The sequence below is a fragment of the Rhodobacter maris genome (genome assembly GCF_900217815.1).
In the GTDB taxonomy this organism is placed as follows: Bacteria; Pseudomonadota; Alphaproteobacteria; order Rhodobacterales; family Rhodobacteraceae; genus Rhodobacter; species Rhodobacter maris.
In genome coordinates this window covers 167,687-184,705 of the sequence record NZ_OBMT01000004.1, presented here as the reverse complement: position 1 = coordinate 184,705, position 17,019 = coordinate 167,687, and the positions used below count along the sequence as shown (strand labels likewise).

At 64.9% G+C, this 17,019-nt stretch carries 12 protein-coding genes and 1 tRNA gene; 4 read left to right on the top strand and 9 right to left on the bottom strand.

Translation table 11 applies throughout. The features are described 5' to 3' along the window. Window positions 1–16: 16 nt before the first annotated feature. On the bottom strand, window positions 17–1,753 hold the full coding sequence (locus tag CRO22_RS08670) for a glycosyltransferase (protein ID WP_141399430.1): 1,737 nt from the start codon (window positions 1,751–1,753) through the stop codon (window positions 17–19). Next, a complete protein-coding gene (locus CRO22_RS18845) occupies window positions 1,750–4,068 on the bottom strand; it encodes a glycosyltransferase (RefSeq protein WP_176518595.1) in 2,319 nt (772 codons plus the stop codon). The genes CRO22_RS08670 and CRO22_RS18845 overlap by 4 nt, the downstream gene beginning before the upstream one ends. Window positions 4,069–4,116: 48 nt before the next feature. Between CRO22_RS18845 and CRO22_RS18840 the strand changes: the two genes are divergently transcribed. Beyond that, window positions 4,117–5,481 carry a hypothetical protein gene (locus CRO22_RS18840; protein WP_176518594.1) on the top strand — a complete coding sequence of 455 codons (1,365 nt, stop codon included), beginning with the start codon at window positions 4,117–4,119 and terminating at the stop codon, window positions 5,479–5,481. A 46-nt stretch (window positions 5,482–5,527) separates the two neighbouring features. Here CRO22_RS18840 and CRO22_RS08660 read toward each other — a convergent pair whose 3' ends face one another. Next, window positions 5,528–6,172: a class I SAM-dependent methyltransferase gene (locus CRO22_RS08660; protein ID WP_097069742.1), complete on the bottom strand. Its 645-nt coding sequence runs from the start codon at window positions 6,170–6,172 to the stop codon at window positions 5,528–5,530. Between the two features lie 47 nt (window positions 6,173–6,219). Continuing rightward, window positions 6,220–6,903, bottom strand: coding sequence for a VPLPA-CTERM sorting domain-containing protein (locus CRO22_RS19150; protein ID WP_097069741.1), 684 nt, complete (start codon window positions 6,901–6,903; stop codon window positions 6,220–6,222). Window positions 6,904–7,647: 744 nt separating this feature from the next. Between CRO22_RS19150 and CRO22_RS08650 the strand changes: the two genes are divergently transcribed. The 3 genes from CRO22_RS08650 (at window position 7,648) to CRO22_RS08640 (ending at window position 10,559) form a co-directional block, all read left to right on the top strand. Then, entirely contained in the window at window positions 7,648–8,664 is a 1,017-nt protein-coding gene (locus tag CRO22_RS08650) for a DctP family TRAP transporter solute-binding subunit (RefSeq protein WP_097069740.1), read from the top strand. Window positions 8,665–8,740: 76 nt separating this feature from the next. Then, window positions 8,741–9,238 carry a TRAP transporter small permease gene (locus CRO22_RS08645; protein ID WP_097069739.1) on the top strand — a complete coding sequence of 166 codons (498 nt, stop codon included), beginning with the start codon at window positions 8,741–8,743 and terminating at the stop codon, window positions 9,236–9,238. Then, the gene (locus CRO22_RS08640) at window positions 9,231–10,559 is read left to right on the top strand and encodes a TRAP transporter large permease (RefSeq protein WP_097069779.1); all 1,329 of its coding nucleotides are present in this window, start codon (window positions 9,231–9,233) and stop codon (window positions 10,557–10,559) included. The genes CRO22_RS08645 and CRO22_RS08640 overlap by 8 nt, the downstream gene beginning before the upstream one ends. 147 nt (window positions 10,560–10,706) lie before the next feature. Here CRO22_RS08640 and CRO22_RS08635 read toward each other — a convergent pair whose 3' ends face one another. From CRO22_RS08635 to CRO22_RS08615, 5 genes are all read right to left on the bottom strand, one after another. Continuing rightward, window positions 10,707–13,058 (bottom strand): putative bifunctional diguanylate cyclase/phosphodiesterase, encoded by a 2,352-nt coding sequence (locus tag CRO22_RS08635; RefSeq protein ID WP_176518593.1) that lies wholly within the window; start codon window positions 13,056–13,058, stop codon window positions 10,707–10,709. A gap of 286 nt (window positions 13,059–13,344) precedes the next feature. Beyond that, entirely contained in the window at window positions 13,345–14,613 is a 1,269-nt protein-coding gene (arsJ, locus tag CRO22_RS08630) for an organoarsenical effux MFS transporter ArsJ (RefSeq protein ID WP_176518592.1), read from the bottom strand. Then, window positions 14,610–15,617 carry an ArsJ-associated glyceraldehyde-3-phosphate dehydrogenase gene (locus CRO22_RS08625; RefSeq protein ID WP_097069736.1) on the bottom strand — a complete coding sequence of 336 codons (1,008 nt, stop codon included), beginning with the start codon at window positions 15,615–15,617 and terminating at the stop codon, window positions 14,610–14,612. Before CRO22_RS08625 ends, arsJ begins: the two co-directional genes overlap by 4 nt. Before the next feature lie 2 nt (window positions 15,618–15,619). After that, window positions 15,620–16,450 (bottom strand): metalloregulator ArsR/SmtB family transcription factor, encoded by an 831-nt coding sequence (locus CRO22_RS08620; protein ID WP_097069735.1) that lies wholly within the window; start codon window positions 16,448–16,450, stop codon window positions 15,620–15,622. A gap of 450 nt (window positions 16,451–16,900) precedes the next feature. Continuing rightward, window positions 16,901–16,975 (bottom strand) — tRNA-Gln (locus CRO22_RS08615). Window positions 16,976–17,019: the final 44 nt, after the last annotated feature.

Below are 17,019 nucleotides of genomic sequence, written 5' to 3'. Positions count from 1 at the left end.
TTCTCCTTGTTGCAAATTAGCGGTAGCGCGCGGCCAGGGTTGCAATCGCCCGGGCCATTTCATCGGCGCCATACTGTGGATCGGGACGCCCTGCGACACGGGCCCCGCGCCGCACATCGGCCATGAAGCGGGCGACAATCTCTTCTTGCGGCTGCGGGGTGTCGACACGGTAAAGCTCTGCCCATCCGCGCTCGGCGGCATAGCTCGCGCGGGCCACCTGATCGTCCAGCCGGTCCTGATTGGTGGGGGCAAGCAAGACTGGCCCGTCATAGGCAAGCATCAATTCATGGAAGGAATTGTAGCCGGTTGCCGAGATCACCCCGTCGAAAGCCGCCAGGTAGCTGCCAAGCGGATAGAGCTGGCGAATGTCGGTCTGCGCCGAGGTTCCCTTTGGGGCGGGGGCGAGCGGAGAACGCGCCCAGATCAGCCGGACCCGCTGTTGGGCGGCGTGTTTTTCGATCAGTCCCCGCAGCTCTTCCCAGTTTCCGAACGCCCCCCCCAGAGACACCAGACAATGCCGCCCCATGCCAAGGCTGAGCAACCGCTTCGCGCGGCGCCGGTCATAGCTCTGCAGATAAGGCTTGAGCGTCACCGGAGGCACGTAATGATAGCGCGAAAATCCCTTGAACTGGGCTTCGCGGGTGCGCGTCGGCCCCGCGTCGCAGCTGATCGCGACATCGCCCGGCTCCAGCACGAGATCACAATATTCCTCGGCTTCGAGGAGCTGTGCATCCGAGCCCCGCTGCAACATGCCCCTGCGGATCCAGGCCACGCCACAGCGGCCGCAACCGGGCTGGTTCAGCGCATCGATCATGAACGGGTCGAAAGTCGCCCCGTCATAAGTGATGGCGCCGGGGCGGAACTGGCGCAGCGCAGCGGCGAATTCAAGCGTTTCCCATTGCCGCCAGTCTGGCGGATGCGCATCGAGATGGGCCGCGGTCTGGCGCAGGAAAACCTCGAAACCCGCGGCGCGGATGATCTCGGCGGCGCGGGAGAAACTCCAGAAGATCACCCGGGCCCCGCACTCGCGCTGCAGCGCCTTGCCCACGGCCATCATCCGTGTGACATGCCCGAGCCCGACCCCGTTGGGCACCACAGAAATCACGCAGGGCGGGGACGCGGGGCGCGCCGCCGGACCTGCGGCAGCGGTGCCATTGGCATAGGCCACCAGATCGCTCAGATCACGGTCCTGCGCATCGGCGGCGTGCAGCACCGCAAGACGGCGCAACCGGACCCAGTTATACTGATCGATCCGGGTGCGCCGGGTCTCGCGCGGCCCGGAGCCGGTGCCGAAGGCGAAGGTCTGCATCTCCTTGCGCCGGTCGAGCGGAAGGACGGGCCGGTCTGCGGAGATTTTCGGCAAGCCGGGAAGGGGCGTGACCGGATGCCCCATCAGCCCCGATATCTCTTCCGCCGCGGCGGCGCTGAGCGCGGCCAGGCGCCAGCCCGTGGGCAGGCGCGGCCCGAGCGCGGCGGCGAGCCAGTCGAGCCCGCGTTGAAACACGAGCTGATCGGCCGCGGCGCGGGGGCGGCGTAACAACAAAGTACAGGGCAGGCCCGCGCGCAACAGCGCCTCGAAATGCGCCAGCGCCAGATCCTGCGTGCACAGGATCAGATGATCAACGCCCCCGGCATCGGCGATCGGATCGGTGATCTGGATCAGATCCGCTTCGGGATAGGCATCCTCCAGCAACTGCAGGGCAGGATCCCCCCAGGCGCCCATCACTCCCAGTCGTTGCGGCCTTCCCGTCATGGTTCCTCCGCCGTGCCGCAGTAAAGCGCCATCGCCCGGGTGGCGAGCGCTGTGCGCCCGAAACGGCGCTGCGCAAAGGCCACGCGCCGGGCCGGATCGGTGGTCAAGGCCGCGGGCAACCAGGCGGCGAGCGCCGCGGCGGCCGCTTCCGGCGCGGGATCGGCGGGCAGCAGCAGCCCGCTGTCATGCATCGCCTCGCGCACCCCGCCCACATCGCAGGCCGCCACGGGAATTCCGCAGGCCTGTGCCTCGATCAGGATGTTGGGCACCCCCTCGACGCGCGACATCAGCAGCACCAGATCGGCCGATCCGTAGAGGTCTTCGGGCGCGGTGCTGCCGCTGTGGATCTCTATCCCGTCAAGCCCGAGGGCACGCGCCTCGGTGACGATCTCCGGGCCGAGCGGCCCGCTGCCATGGATCACCGGGCAGAGAGGTCGGCCGCATTGGCGGGCAAGCGCCGCCACCGTGCGCAGCCACAGGAGCGGCCGCTTGTTCGGCGCCAGACGAAAGATCCCGACAATGCGCAGGGGCGCCGTGCCCGCCGCGCCGGGGGCGCGCAGCGCCGGGGAAAACCGGCTGTCGTCAACAGCGTTGCGCAGCAGCGTCAACCGCTCCGGAGCGCAACCGATCCAGCCTGCATAATCCGCGATTGCCGCCTCGGCATTGGCGGTCAACCGGAAATGGCCGGTCGCGGCGAAATCGCCGTAAAGGGCGCGCAGCCGGACCAGATCCGGGTCGCGGCGGGTTTCCGGGCTCATGTTGCGCAGGCTCAGCACCACACGCCCGAGCCCCAGCAGATGGCCGACCAGCCCGCAGGCCAGCGCGGACTTGTCCTGCCAGCCGTGCAGGACATCCGGACGCAGCTCGTTGACCAGGTGCCAGATCGCGCGGGTGTCGTCGCGCAGCGGCAGAGGCAGCGCCGAGATCAGCCGCTCGGCCTCGGGCGGCAGCGTGCGGTTGGCGATGCGCCGGGTCATCAGGTTATGCACCGATACCCCAAGGGCCTGAAGTTCTGGCAGAAAACGGTCGTGGCCGCGGTCCCGCGCCAGCGTGAAACAGGCGACATCGATCTGGTCGGGGGTGAGGCGGTCTGCCAGAAGCGCCTTGACCAGCTCGAGCAATTGCCGCTCCGCACCGCCCGCCGCGAGCGAGAAATTCACCAAAAGCAGCTTCTCCGGCGTGCGGCCCTCGCCCGGCCAGCCCGCAGGTTTCGGCGGAAGCTGCAGGAATTCTGCGATCGGCACCATGAAATCGGGGCTGCGCAGCGTGACCGACGTCGCAAAACTGCGCCGCGGCGCGCGTTCGGCCTGCAGCCCCAGCCCGACGGCTTCCAGCACCGTCTTGGCGCGCTCGCTGACGCCAAGCTTCTGGCGGCGCAACCAGTGCACGAGGCCGATGTAGCCGGCGTCGAGCAGCATATCGCCGATTTCCGCCGCCTCGATGGCGCCAAGCGGGTCGGCCGGGTCACCGCCCTGCGAGGCCTGATCGGTCAGGGCCTCGACCATGCCGTGCTGCCCCATCAACAATGCCAGCCGGATCCGTTCGGCCAACGACAGGCGCTCGCGCAAAAGCGCCCCGGCCTCGGCGGTGACGGCATCGCTCCGGCCAAGCCGCGCCTGCGCCGCGATCTGACGAAACAGCGCCTCCTTGCGCGTTGGCCCGGGCTGCCGGGTCACCTCCTGCCACAACGCCAGCGCCGCCGCGATGTCGCCGCGTTGTTCCTGGATCGATGCGGCGCGCATGGTGAGCCGGGGATCGCCGCCGAACCGGTCGGCCGCAGCGGCGAGCTGCGCCAGGGCCGCATCGAACTCACCGGCAAAGCGCAGCAGATCGACGAGCAAAAGCAGATCGTCGGCCGTTTCCGGCGCGATCCCGTCGCTCAGTTGCTGCGCCGCTTCCGCATCGGTTCTGGTCGGGCCCTCCGCCCCGCGCGCGCGCGCCGTTTCCAGATGACAGCGCGCCAGCAGCAGGCGGGCCGCCGGATCTTCGGGCAGCTTGCCGAAGACATGCTCGATCAGGAAGACGGCGGTGACATGATCGCCCGCATCGAGGAAGTGCCGGGCCTCGCTCAGCGCCACATCGGCCGTGCGCCAGCCAGCCTCCCACAGCAGGCGCCGCGCGGCATGGGCCACGGCGGCAACACCCGCTGCCGCGCTTTGTCGTGCCAGATATTCCCAAAGCGCAGGATGGGTTTGCGCGTTGCATCCCGCACCGGCGAGCATAAACTGCGCGGAAGCGTAACGCCCACGTTCACAGAGGTCGATGAGTTGACTGCGGATATTACCGACGTCGCGCAAAAAGACGTTTTTGGACATGCAGTCTGTATCGCTCCCGAGAACAGCGGAAGTATGGATAGCCCCGTGATGGAAGACAAGATCAAACCCGGCGATCTGCCCCGGATGATGGGGGCCGCCGATATGGCGCTGATTTGCCAGATTGCCTCTGCTTTGCCCCCGCGGGCGCGGCTTCTGGAGGTCGGCCCCTGGCTCGGCGGGGTGAGCCGCGTGCTGGCCGAGCGGGGCGAGCTGCATGTGATCGACCGGTTTCTCTGGTCCGAGAAAAACGCGCTGAACCATCCCGGACTGGCCGAACCGGGGGCGTCGTTCCGCCCGATCTTCGAGGCCAATCTGGCGCAGGCGCCACATCCGGTGCAGGTGCACGAGGCCGATTTTCGCAACTTCGTCTGGCGCAACGGCCAGATTGACCTCTGTCTGATCGATGCACCACGCTCCGCGGCGGATCTGTTGGCCTGCCTGCGCGGTCTGCAGTCCGGGCTGACAGTCGAAAGCCGCGTGCTGATCAAGAACGGGCTCAGCCCCGCACATGAGGAACTGCCCGCCATTCTCGAAATCCTGCTCGGGCGGGGCATCCTGAGACCGGTGCCGAGCCGACAGGAAGCCTGGTGCACTATCCTCGTGGTGGCGCCGGGGCCGGACTGGGCGCGGCTCGAAGAGCTTGGCGATGGCGCCGCCGCGCTGCGCGAGGAGCCTTTGGCGGCGGCGGTGCGCGACCCTTGGGGCGGGCTGACGCTGGCCTTCGCGCGCCTTGCCGAGCGGCTGCGCCGCGACGACATGCCGCAGGTGCTCGCGCGTCTGGGTGAGCTTCCGGCCCATCCGCAGGCGCTGCTGACCTGGGATGGGTTCGAGCGGGCGCTGGCAGCGGCCGGGGGGAATGCCACGGACCTTGCGCTTCTGTCCGAGATCCTCGCGGTGCAGACCGATCCCGCAGTGCAGTTGCACCTGCCGCTTCCGGTAAACCGCGGGCCGGTTTCGGCGTTGCGTGGCTATTGGGCGAATGCGGCTGCGCAGCCGTGGCGCGGTGCCGATTTCGATGCCGATCTGTTGATCAAGGCCGCGCAACAGGGCGCAATGGAGGCGCCCGCGGCGCTGCGGGCGCGGCTGTTCGGGCGCCGGGTGCTCGAGATTGCCCCCGAGACCGACCTTTCTGGCGTGGGTTTTCTGGCGGCCGGGGCCGCGGCCTATCTTGGGATTTCCCGGCGCGAGATCAACCGGGTGATGTTGGCAGCCGAAATGCGGATGCGTGCGCTGCGCACCGTGCCGCTGGGGGCCTTCGGCGCGCAGGATCTGAGCGACATGGATCTGGTGGTGCTGCGTGCCGAGACGCGCACCGATCCGGCGGTCGCACAGGTTCTGGCACAATTGCCCCGGTCCCTGCCGCAGCTGGTGCTGCGGCGCAGCCGGAATGGAGCGGGCTTCGAAAGCCTCTGATTTGGGACGCTTCCGACGGTGCGGCCCGCGCATTCGGAGCGTGGGATCAGAACGGCTTGCGGGCGAGGCCCCAATGCGCCTGCGGATATTCGCGCACCTGCTCATAGCCCAGATGCCGCAGGATCGTGTCCCAGACAAGGCGCACCGGCATGGCGTCGATTTCGTCCGCATCGAACTTTTTCGTCAGTTCTGGCGTGGACTGGTAATGCTTCGAGCGGCGCATCGTCCAGTCCATGTCGTCGAGCAGGATCAAGCCGCCCGGACGCAGCAGCATATCGATCAGCAGCACGCCAAAGCCGGTCGAATCCCAGGTATGGCCGCCATCGAAATAGCAAAAATCGAACTGCGGCCGCGCGGGGGCGTTGATCAGGCGTTGCAGCTCCCAAGTATAAGAGCGCTTGCACCAGATCGGTGTGACCCGATGCCCGAGCCCGGCCTTTTCCAGCAACATGTCGATGTTGGGCCGACGTTGCCGCGCATTGGCCATGTCGAGGGTGATCAGATGCCCGTCGCCACCGGCATCTTCGAGCATCGCCCCGATGAAGGCGCTGCTTTTGCCTTGGTAGAAGCCCACTTCGATCACCTTCTGCGGGCGTTCTTCGGCAAAGATACTGCGCAGAATTTCGGCCTCGAACCGCCGCATATACGGGATTTCACCGAACAGCTCGTCAACCAGATCAAATTTGGACATGGCTCGATTGGGTCCGGAATTGGTACTATGGGTCAAGGCCGCTCCGGTCAGAGACGTTGCTTGCGGCGCAGCGCACCGATGGTGCCCAGGCCGCCGAGCAACAACAGAAGGCTTGCCGGCAGCGGCACCGCCGTTGCCGTGATCAGGCTCTGGCTGGCGATGTCTCCGGATTGGTGACCATCATAATAGGTGAGGCGATAATGACCGGTCGCGGCGCCGCCGAGGCCATCGAGATAGGACTGGGCGAGCTCCGCCACGCCATTCGTGCTTGTGACGCTGAAATAGCCGTTCGTAACATCATAGCTGCTGGCGGTTTCAGTCACGATCTCCCAGAGCGCGACCTGGAACGCGGCCGAAGCGATCCGGTCGGTGATCGTGCTGTAGAAAACCGAGAACAGCCGGGAGAGGTTTTCGCGTACCGTCGCGCTGAACGGCGTAACCCCCTGCTCGTAGACGTAAAGGAAGCCGTCCTGATTGAGGTCGGTCATGACATCGGCGCAAAATGCAACGAATTTCTCGCCCAGAACCGACACACCATCCCGTTCCGTCACATCGAAGGCGAGCTCTCCGGCCGCGACTCGGCTGTTGGGGATGTTGGCGGGGGAGACGATGGTGACTGTCGCTTTGCCCTGGCTGAAACCGGTATAGTCCAGCCCGATGGTAGCGGCCGAGGCGCAAGAAACGCTCGCTGTGAGCGCTAGACCTGCAAGCCCGAATAAATGTCGACGCATTCTCAAACTACCTATTCTGAGACAGCGGAATACGACTGCCTGACTTTCATTTTATATCAATGCTCTGTTAACCGCAACTCATGTTCGGGGCGAGACAGGCCGTTGCGCAGCCGCGCGGGCGCACTCAACGAATAGAGGTGCCCCGAGGAGCCGACACGATCACTGGAGCGGCGCTGATCCGTTTCGGGATCGAAGCGAAGGTGGTCGCGCGCCTCCATGGCACCGCATTCGGCCTCGCCTTTTAGTGCACGCGATCTCTCGTGGTGTTCCGGGGATGGGGGCTCGCTTTCGGGGGGGGGGGGTACACCAGCAGGCTGGGGCGCGACATCATGCTGTTCCAGGCAGCGCCACCGATCTCGGGCTCCGGGCGGCAGGACGGCGCCGCTGCATCCAGGAATTCACCATCCAGAAATTCCCCGCGCGTCCCCACCAGATGAGGGGCGGAGACTTTGGTTTCCGGCTCGCGGCGTAATCCTGTTGTGACTCTGCCGGCCGGTTTGCCGGGTGCTGTGCGCGCGGCAAGAGCCGTGCGGTGATCGTCGCGGTTCCGTCGGCGGCACCCGCAAAACGAAGCCGAAATGCCAGTCGCTCGCGCTGCATTGCGCGATTGGCCTCCGGAAGAAACGAATATTGCATAGCGGGCTTGCGGTGGACAATAATCTTGTTTCTTTATATGGAGCGGCTTGGAGCATCGGGAGGTGCATCGAACCAGGGCCGCAGGGCCCGAAGCACGGGTGGAGACTCATGACATTTGGAAAATTTGGCGGGAGCGTTGGAAAGACGGCGCTGGCCGGGCTGCTTGCCGGCGCGATGATGGTCGGCACCGCCGCGGCGGAAACCCTGCGTCTTTCGCAAAACACCGGCGATACGACGACCTGGCAGAAGGGGGCCGAAAAATTCGGCGCGTTGATCTCCGAGGCGACGGGCGGCGATATCAAGGTGCGCGTGTTCCCCAATGCCCAACTCGCCGGCGGCGACCAGATGAAACAGGCCGAGATGGTCGGGCGTGGTGCGCTTGATCTTGTCGTGACTTCCGCGATCAACGTCACGCCCCTCGTGCCCGAGATGGCGGCGTTCTCGCTGCCCTATCTCTATGCCGATTACGCGCAGGTCGATGCCACGACCCAGGGCGAGCCGGGCAAGATTCTGGCCGGGATTCTCAAGGAAAAAGGCATCATCGTTCTGGCCTGGGGCGAGAACGGGTTCCGGGAAGTGACCAACAACACCCGTCCGATCAAGAGCCCCGACGACATGAAGGGCCTGCGCATGCGCGTGGCGGGGCCGATGTATATCGACGTGATGAATGCGCTCGGCGCCAACCCGCAGCAGATGCAATGGAGCGAAACCCTCACCGCGCTGCAACAGGGCGTGGTCGATGGTCAGGAAAACCCGATCGGCGCGGTGATCATCCCGCAGCAGGTCTACGAGATGCAGAAATACCTGACCACCTGGCATTACTCCTATGATCCGATTTTCCTCGGGATCAGTCAGGCGAAATGGGACAGCTTCGACGACGAGATGAAGGCCAAGTTCCAGGCCGCGGCCGACGAGGCGATGGCCTACCAGCGCGAGATCTCGCGCGAGGCCACGGCGACGGGCATCGATTTCCTGCGCGAGAAGGGTATCGATGTCTATGAGCCCTCTGCGGAGGAACTTGCCGCCTTCAAGGCGGCCACCAAACCGGCCTTCGACAAATGGGCCGAGAAGGTTGGCCCCGACCTGGTGGAAACGTTCCAGAGTGCCATCGCCTCCGCTCAGTAATCCACCCAGCGATGCGGATCTGCGGGGCGCTCCGAACCGGGGCGCCCCGCGACCGTCGACAGCCCCGGGAGACCCCATGTCCTTCTTCATACTGCTTCTGCGTGATGCAGAGAAAATCATCTGCGCGGTGATCTTTCTCGCCATGACGCTGCTTGGCTTTGTCAATGTGGTGGTGCGCTATGGCACGCATTATTCGCTGGCCGCCACGGAAGAACTGCTGACCAACGGGTTCCTGCTGCTGACGATTTTCGGCGCAGCCATCGCGGCGCGGCGTGGCGAGCATCTGGCGGTCGAGCTCGTGCACGATCTGCTGCCGCGCCCCTTGCAACGCATGGTGCTGGTGCTCTCGGTGCTGGCCTCCGCCGCGCTTTTGCTGCTCTCGGCCTATTTTTCCTGGACGGCCCTGCAAAATCTCATGACCAACGGCATGCGCTCTTATGCGCTGGGCATTCCGGCCTGGTATTATCAGGCGGCGGTGCCCTTTGGTTTCGCGCTGGTGCTGATCCGCTATCTTCAGCACGCCTGGGAGGAATGGCGCAGCGGGCATGCCTTCGGAGCGATCGGCGATGTTTGATCTGATCCCGGGCCTGTCCACCGGCACCGAAATGGTGCTGTTCTTTTTCATCCTCATGGCCTTGCGGGTGCCGGTCGCGTTTTCGCTTGGGCTCTCGGCGATCTATGCGATGTGGCAGATGGGTTTCGGGCTCGATCTCGTCGGCGACCTGCTGTCCGCCGGGATCACAAAGTTCTCGCTTCTCGCGATCCCGTTCTTCATTCTTGCGGGCACGCTTCTGGGCACGCTCGGGATCGCCGAGCGCATGATCCGGTTTTTCCGTGTGCTGATCGGGAAGGTGCCGGGCGGCATGGGGCTCGTGGGCACGGTGGTCTGCCTCTTTTGGGGGGCGGTGAGCGGCTCGGGGCCCGCCTCGGTCGCGGCAATCGGCCCGATGATCATCAAGGGGATGGAGGAAGACGGCTATCCGCGCGCCTATGCGGCCGGGCTCGTCTGCACCGGTGCCGCGCTCTCGATCGTCATCCCGCCCTCGATCGGGCTGGTGATCTATGGCGTGATCGCCGAAACCTCGATCTCGAGCCTGTTCCTCGCCGCCATCCTGCCCGGCATCTTCATGGGTCTGCTGATGCTGCTCACGCTGCCTTTTGCCAAAGGCAAGGGCGCGGGGGCGTCGTCCGCGCTCGCCGCGCTCAGCCCGATGCCCTATGCGGAGCATGCCTACCCACGCCGGCTCCTGCTCGCGTTCAAGGACAGCTTCTGGGGGCTGATGACGCCGGTGGTGATTCTGGGCGGCATCTATTCGGGCGTTTTCACCCCCACCGAGGCGGCTCTGGTGGCCACCGTTTACGCCCTTCTGGTGGGCGGGCTCGCCTATGGCACGCTGACGCTCGGCGGGCTTTATGCGGCGCTCACCAATGCGGCGGCCTCCTCTGCCATGGTGATGCTGGTGGTCGCCTATGCGAGCCTCTTCGGCTGGGTGGTGTCCGTCGAGGATCTGGTCGGTTCCTATTCCGGCGCGCTCCTTGGGCTTTCCGACAACGAGGGGGTGATCCTCCTTGTGATCATGGTGATCCTGCTGATCGCCGGGATGTTCATGGATGCGATCACGGTGATGTTCATCTGCCTGCCGATCTTCCTGCCGGTGGCGCGGGAGCTGGGCTGGGATCCGGTCTGGTTTGGCGTGCTCGTCATGGTGAACCTCGCCATCGGGCTGATCACGCCGCCGGTTGGGATCAACCTCTATGTTGCGGCCAATGTCGCGCGCCTGCCGATCGAGCGGATCGCCCGGGGCGCGCTGCCCTTCCTGCTGGTGTGCTTGGTGGGTCTGGCGCTGATCGCCGCATTCCCCGTGCTCACCCTGCTTGGGTCGGGGAACCATTGAGCGGGGTCGCAAGCGATTGATCGAGCCTTTGTGACGCGGGCAGGGCGCCGCAGCTTCTCCCTGCGCTCCGGCTTGGGGCGCTTCGCGCCGCGCCGCCCGGTCCGACGCTTCCCAAAATGAGGCCTCGGCCCCTCGGACAGGTGGCTCCTATGTCGAAGCGGCGCGGGCTTTGGGTTCCGCCCGCCCCGCGCAGAAGGTTTCGATCTCGATTGCCGGCAGCGGGCGCGCATACAGGAAGCCCTGAAAGGCGTCGCAGCCAAGCGCCATCAGAGCGGTATGCTGATCGTCGGTTTCAACGCCTTCTGCGATGACACGCAGGCCAAGTCCCTTGGCCATCCGCGTAATCGCCTCGATCAGCGCGTTGCGGCGCGGATTGTCGGGGGGCAGGGTCAGGAAGCTGCGATCGATCTTGAGCGTGTCCCAGGGCAGCACGGGCAGGTAGGACATGGAGGAATAACCGGTCCCGAAATCATCAATGGCAAGCTTCACCCCAAGCGCCTTCAGGCTCTCGAATATCGGCAAAACCTCGCTTTCACGGCCTAAAAACGCACTCTCCGTCAGTTCGAGTTCGAGCTTTTCGGCCGGAAATCCGGTGTCTTCAAGCGATTGCGAGACCTGTTTTACAAAGCCCGGGCTCCGGATCTGCAAGCCGGAGACGTTGACGGCCATGCCGCCGATCGGCACGCCCGCGGCAATCCAGGCGGCCCCGTCATGGCAAGCGCGTCGCAAAACGAATTGGCCGAGCTTGCCGATGAGCCCCTGTTCTTCGGCAAGCGAAACGAATTCTCCCGGAGCGATCTGACCCAGGTCCGGATCAGTCCAGCGGGCCAGGGCCTCCAGCCCGAAGAGCGTTCCGTCCCGGTCTATCTGCGGTTGGTACGCCAGCGTGATCGCTCCATCCTGAGGCGTTCCCTGCGGGCTTGTCTGGGCCTCAAGCGCCCGACGCAGCCTGAGGCTCAAGGCAAGACGGCGCTGCGAGGCGAGGGTGAGCCGATCCTGATAGATCCCGAGCGATCCCTTTTGCCGATGCTTGACATCATAAAGCGCCGCGTCGGCTTCGGCGAACAGGTCATTGCGCGACCGGGCTGTGCCAAGGCTGGCCCCCCAGGTTGCCATCACCGCCACCTCCGCACCGTTCTGCAGTGTGAAGGGGGGGGCCAAAACCTGTTCCAGGCGCGCGACTCTCGTGCGCAACTCCGGTTCCCCGACATCTCGCAGGAGCAGGGCGAATTCGTCCCCCCCGATGCGAAAGAGCGAGCTTGCCTCCTTGGGAGGCAAGGCCGCGTGCAGCCTTTGAGTCACTTTGCGCAGCAGATCGTCGCCCGCAAGATGCCCGTAGCTGTCGTTGACATCCTTGAAGCGATCCAGATCGAGAATGACGAGGGCGACCGGACCGGACGCCTCCGCGAGGGCAGCATCGAGAGCGCGCCGGTTGGGCAGATCGGTGAGGGCGTCGTGCATCGCCATATGATCGAGTTCGGCCTGAACCCGCTTTTGATCGGTAATATCGGCGAGGGTGCAGACGAAGGTCTGCTCGGCGGTTCCGGCGGCGGCAACGGGGGTGATCGAGAAGATGCCCTGTTGCTGCCGTCGCGGGCCAAAGCTCACCTCGCCGCGCCAGGGTTCACCCGTCTCGGGCGGCAGGGTGAGCGCCTTGCCGCGATGCTCGAACCATCGCGCGGCGGGAGTATCCGGGCCCCCGGTCAACCGGACGAACGCGGCGTTGGCGCGCACGAACTTTCCATCCGCGCCCAGCACCGCGAGACCGTCGTTTGCGTCGCGAAACACGGCTTCGGCCTGCCGCAATGCGCGGTCATTTTCTGTCAGCTCGCGGATGAGTTCACTCGACGTGGCAACAAATACCCGCCAGGTGAACACATCCGTCTCGAGGTAATCGACAAAGCGGCGGCGCCAGAACACCATGAACAACAGAAGCGGCACAGAATAGGCTGTGGCGGTCAGAACCTTGCCGTCCAACCCGCCCCAGACGATGGCAACGATCTCGGGAGAAACACCAAAGGCGATGAGCGGGAACATGATCCCGTCAAGGCAGAGTATCGCCACAAAGCCCAAAAGGTAGGCCAGACCCACCAGCGGGGCTGCCACCCGCAAGCGCTTGACCTGTTCAAACCAGAAGAAAAGCGCGAACAACTCCGAGACGATCAACACCCCTCCCAGGATGATCAAGGGCACAGATTGCTCGAAGAGTGCCGCAGGGGTGCCGTGAAGATTGCTTACGCCCGGGTCGGAAAGCGCGGTTGTCGCAAGGAGCGAGAAGGCGATGTTGAACAGATCGACCATCACGACCAGCCGGATCACCCTGCGCAGAATGAAAATGTCGCGCTCGATCAGGACGAACAGAACGGAGGTCATCATGAAGGCGCCGTAACACAGGTTTCCCCCGGAGACCGAAAGCCCCTCGGCCAGTTGCAGGGAATAGGCGTTGCCAAGAAAGCCGCCGATCAACAGGATCAGCGCGAGGTAGAGGTAAAAATACACTCTGCGGGTCAGGGGTTCTATCGTCGCGAAGTAGATCGGAAAGGCGGAAAAAAGTGCTACATGCCCAAGAAACAACGCCAGCATTCACATGCACCTGAAATGTCGAAACAGAATTGGACGCAACCGCCCATGAAGGAACCCGGCGAAGCCGACGCGAATGGCGCCACCGGAGGTCAGGGTATCGCTGCCGATTTCTCGCGTCTACAGGATTGTTTCCCAAAGGGAAGCTTGGTCGGCATCCCTCCGCTTGTCGCGCCGCGCCGGTCCATCGTCTGCCGATCGGCCTTCAGCCCCCCGGCGCCACGGGCAGCGCCGGCCAGGCCAGCCGCCTTGCGGCCCACCAGCTGGCCGCCGCCATCGCGCCTGCCGTGGCAAGGCACAGCGCCAGCCCGCCGATCTGGTAACTAACGCCCGACAAAAGCGTGCCGATCAGCCGCCCCGCCGCATTGGCCATGTAATAAAAGCCCACGTCGCGGGTGATCCGGGTGGCGTCGCCGAAGGCGAGGATCAGGTAGGAATGCACGGAGGAATTGATCGCGAAGACGAAGCCGAAGAGCATCAGCCCGACGAGGATCGTTGCCGTCAGCCAGGGCGCGGGAGTTCCCGCCATGAAGACGGCCACTGCGAGCGCGAAGGGGATCGGGACAAGATAAAGCGCCCAGCGGATCGCCCTTGCCGTGATCGCGGCTTCGGGCTGGGATTTCGCACCGAGGAGACGTGGCGCAAGCGCTTGCACCGCGCCATAACCGATGATCCAGAGCGCCATGAAGCCCCCGGTGAGGAAGAACGCCTCGCGCCGACCCTCAAGAGTGCCATCGGACAGAACAGCCTGAAAATAAACCGGTATCCCGACGACGAACCAGACATCGCGGGCGCCGAACAGGAACATCCGGGCGAGCGAAAGCCGGTTCACGCGCGGGTCCTGCGACCGCCAGCCCCCCCAAGCCTCCGAGGATTTCATCCGCCCCGGCAGGCCCGCGGGCAGGAACGCCACCACCGCGATCAGGATCGCCGCCAGCAGCCCCGCCATGCCCCAGATCGCCGGTTTGAACCCCGCGAGCGCCAGCAGTGCCGCACCAAGGAAGAAGCCCAGCCCCTTCACCGCGTTCTTCGAGCCGGTGAGCGCCGCGACCCAGCGAAAAAGCCCGCCGTCCCCGGCGGGGGCGAGCAGTTTCACCGCCGATTTCGACGACATTTTCGCCAGATCCTTGGCCACGCCCGAAACGCCCTGCACCGCCATCACGAAGGCGACCGAGGCGGGGATCGACCAGCCCGGATCAAGCTGCGCGAGCGCGACCAGCGCCGCCACTTGCAGCCCGAGCCCGCCGTAGAGCGTGGCGGCCAGGCCGAAGCGCGCAGCCAGCCACCCTGCGCCTAGGTTGGTGGCGATGCCGGCGACCTCGTAAAGCAGGAAGAGCCAGGCCAGCGCCACCGGGCTGAAGCCGAGGCCGTTGAACTGCAACAGCACCAGCATCCTGAGCGCGCCATCGGTGAGCATGAAGGCCCAATAGGCGGCGGTGACGGCAGCATAGGCGCGGATCGGGTTTGCGCTCACAGCGACCTCGCAACCATCCGGGCGATATCGGCCAGACGGCAGACATAGCCCCATTCGTTGTCATACCAGGCGTAAAGCTTCAACTGCGTGCCGTTCACCACCATCGTCGAGGGCGCGTCGATGATGGCCGAGCGCGAGTCGTTGGTGAAATCCGACGACACGAGCGGGCGCGTCTCGAAGCCGAGAATGCCCTTCAACGCTCCTTCGGCAGCGGCTTGCAAGAGGTCGTTCACCTCGGCCACGGTGGTCGGGCGGTCGAGTTCGAAGACGCAGTCGGTGAGCGAGGCATTCATGAGCGGCACCCGCACCGCATGGCCATTGAGCCGGCCCTTCAGCTCGGGATAGATCAACGTGATCGCCGTGGCCGAACCGGTGGTGGTGGGAATGAGGTTCATCAGCGCCGAGCGCGCCCGGCGCATGTCCTTGGCGGGGCGGTCCACGATCGTTTGCGTATTCGTCACGTCATGCAGCGTGGTGATCGATCCGTGTTTGATCCCAAGGGCTTCGTGGATCACCTTCACGACCGGGGCGAGGCAGTTCGTGGTGCAGGACGCTGCGGTGATGAGCCGCTGGCTGCCGTCGTAAAGCGCGTGATTGATGCCGTAGACGAGGTTCAGCGCGCCTGCGTCCTTGACCGGGGCAGAGACCACGACCTTGCGCACGCCCGCGTCGAAATAGGGGGCAAGCGTAGCGGCGCTTTTGAAATGGCCGGTGCAATCGAGCACCAGCTCGACCCCCAGCGCGGCCAGGGGCAGGGCCTCAAGCGTCTTTTCCCGCGTCAGGGGGATGCGCTGCCCCGCGATCTCCAGCCCGCCTTCGGTGGCCGCAACGGGGGGAGCCCAGCGGCCATGCACTGTGTCGAATTCCAGAAGCAGCGCATGGGTTTCGGCATCGCCCACCGCGTCATTCAAAAGCACGATCTCGGAGGCATGGCCCAGATCGACCAGCCGCCGCAGCACGAGTTTGCCCATCCGGCCAAGGCCGTTGATCGCAATTCTGGCCATGGTCAGTCCTTTTCAAGCGTTGTGCCGATCGTATCGACGCGGGTTTGCAGGGCAAGACGGTCGAGCGTGTCGAAGGGCAGTTCGACAAAGGCCGCGATGCGGGCCCGCAGCGCGCCATAGGTCTGCGCGAAGACGAGCGCCTTTTCCGCTTCGGTGCCGGTGGCCTTCACCGGGTCGGGCAGGCCCCAATGGCCGGTGATCGGCTGGCCGGGCCAGGGCGGGCAGTCCTCGGCGGCTGCCGTATCGCAAACGGTGAAGACGAAATTCATGTGCGGCGCGGCAGGGCCTTGAAACTCGGACAGATGCTTGGCGCGCAGGCCGGCGGTGTCATGTCCATTGCGCGCGAGCACCTCGAGCGCAAAGGGGTTGATCGTGGTGCCGGGCCTTGTGCCCGCCGAATGGGCGATGAACCTTGCCCCGCCAAGATCGCGCAGAAGCGCCTCGGCAAAGATTGAGCGGGCAGAATTTCCCGAACAGATGAACAGCACGTTAAAGGCGGTGTCGGGCATGAGATTTGCCTTTTGGCTGAGGGCTTTGGGCATCAGGTCGGGGCGGGCACGGCCCAGATCGAGCGCGAGGTAGCCGATCAGCGCTTCGGTTTTGTGCAGATCGACGGCGTAGAACAGCGAGCGCCCCTCGCGGCGCACCTGCACCAGAGAGCAGGCGGTGAGGTCAGCCAGATGATGCGAGAGCGTGTTCTGCTTCAGCCCCAGCGCGGCGGCGATTTCGGTGGGCCGCACGCCCTGCGGCGCAAAGCGCATGAGAAGCCGAAACACGGCAAGGCGGCCGGGATGGCCAAGGCAGGCAAAGGCGGGGGCGATCGTATGTTCCATAATTTAGGAATAATGGATTTTTTACTAGGTGTCGCGTGAAGCTTTCATGACAGGTTCGCTCTGCGCGGACCGTGACGCAGGTCTACGCCGTCCCCCAAGCCTGAGCGCTAGGCCCATTGATTTCAGGTATCCGGCGTGATTCAGGCACCGCAGGGAGACCTGATCATGAGCAATCTTTATTGGCTAGCCGAAGTGCAGATCGAGCGTCTGAAGCCGTTCGTCGGGGCGACGGTCCACTGGACTGTCGTCTGGTCCTGCCAAGACACTCTACAACCGGCGGGAGCGTTGGAGCGAGAACGGGGGGCTTCTCAAAGTCGCTGGCGAGGTCTTTGCCGCTTCGGGTTCGAAAGAGATGCACGGGGTGTCGAGTAACCCTTTGTGCAAACTGCCCCCAGAATGCCCGGGCCGCAAGGGCAAGGGATCTGTTCTTCAACGCTGATCCGGGAGAGTTGGCTGGGGTGCCAGGATTCGAACCTGGGAATGGCGGTACCAAAAACCGCTGCCTTACCACTTGGCGACACCCCAACTCTGTGCGGCGGTGTTTAGCCAAGGCCGATGGGGCGCGCAAG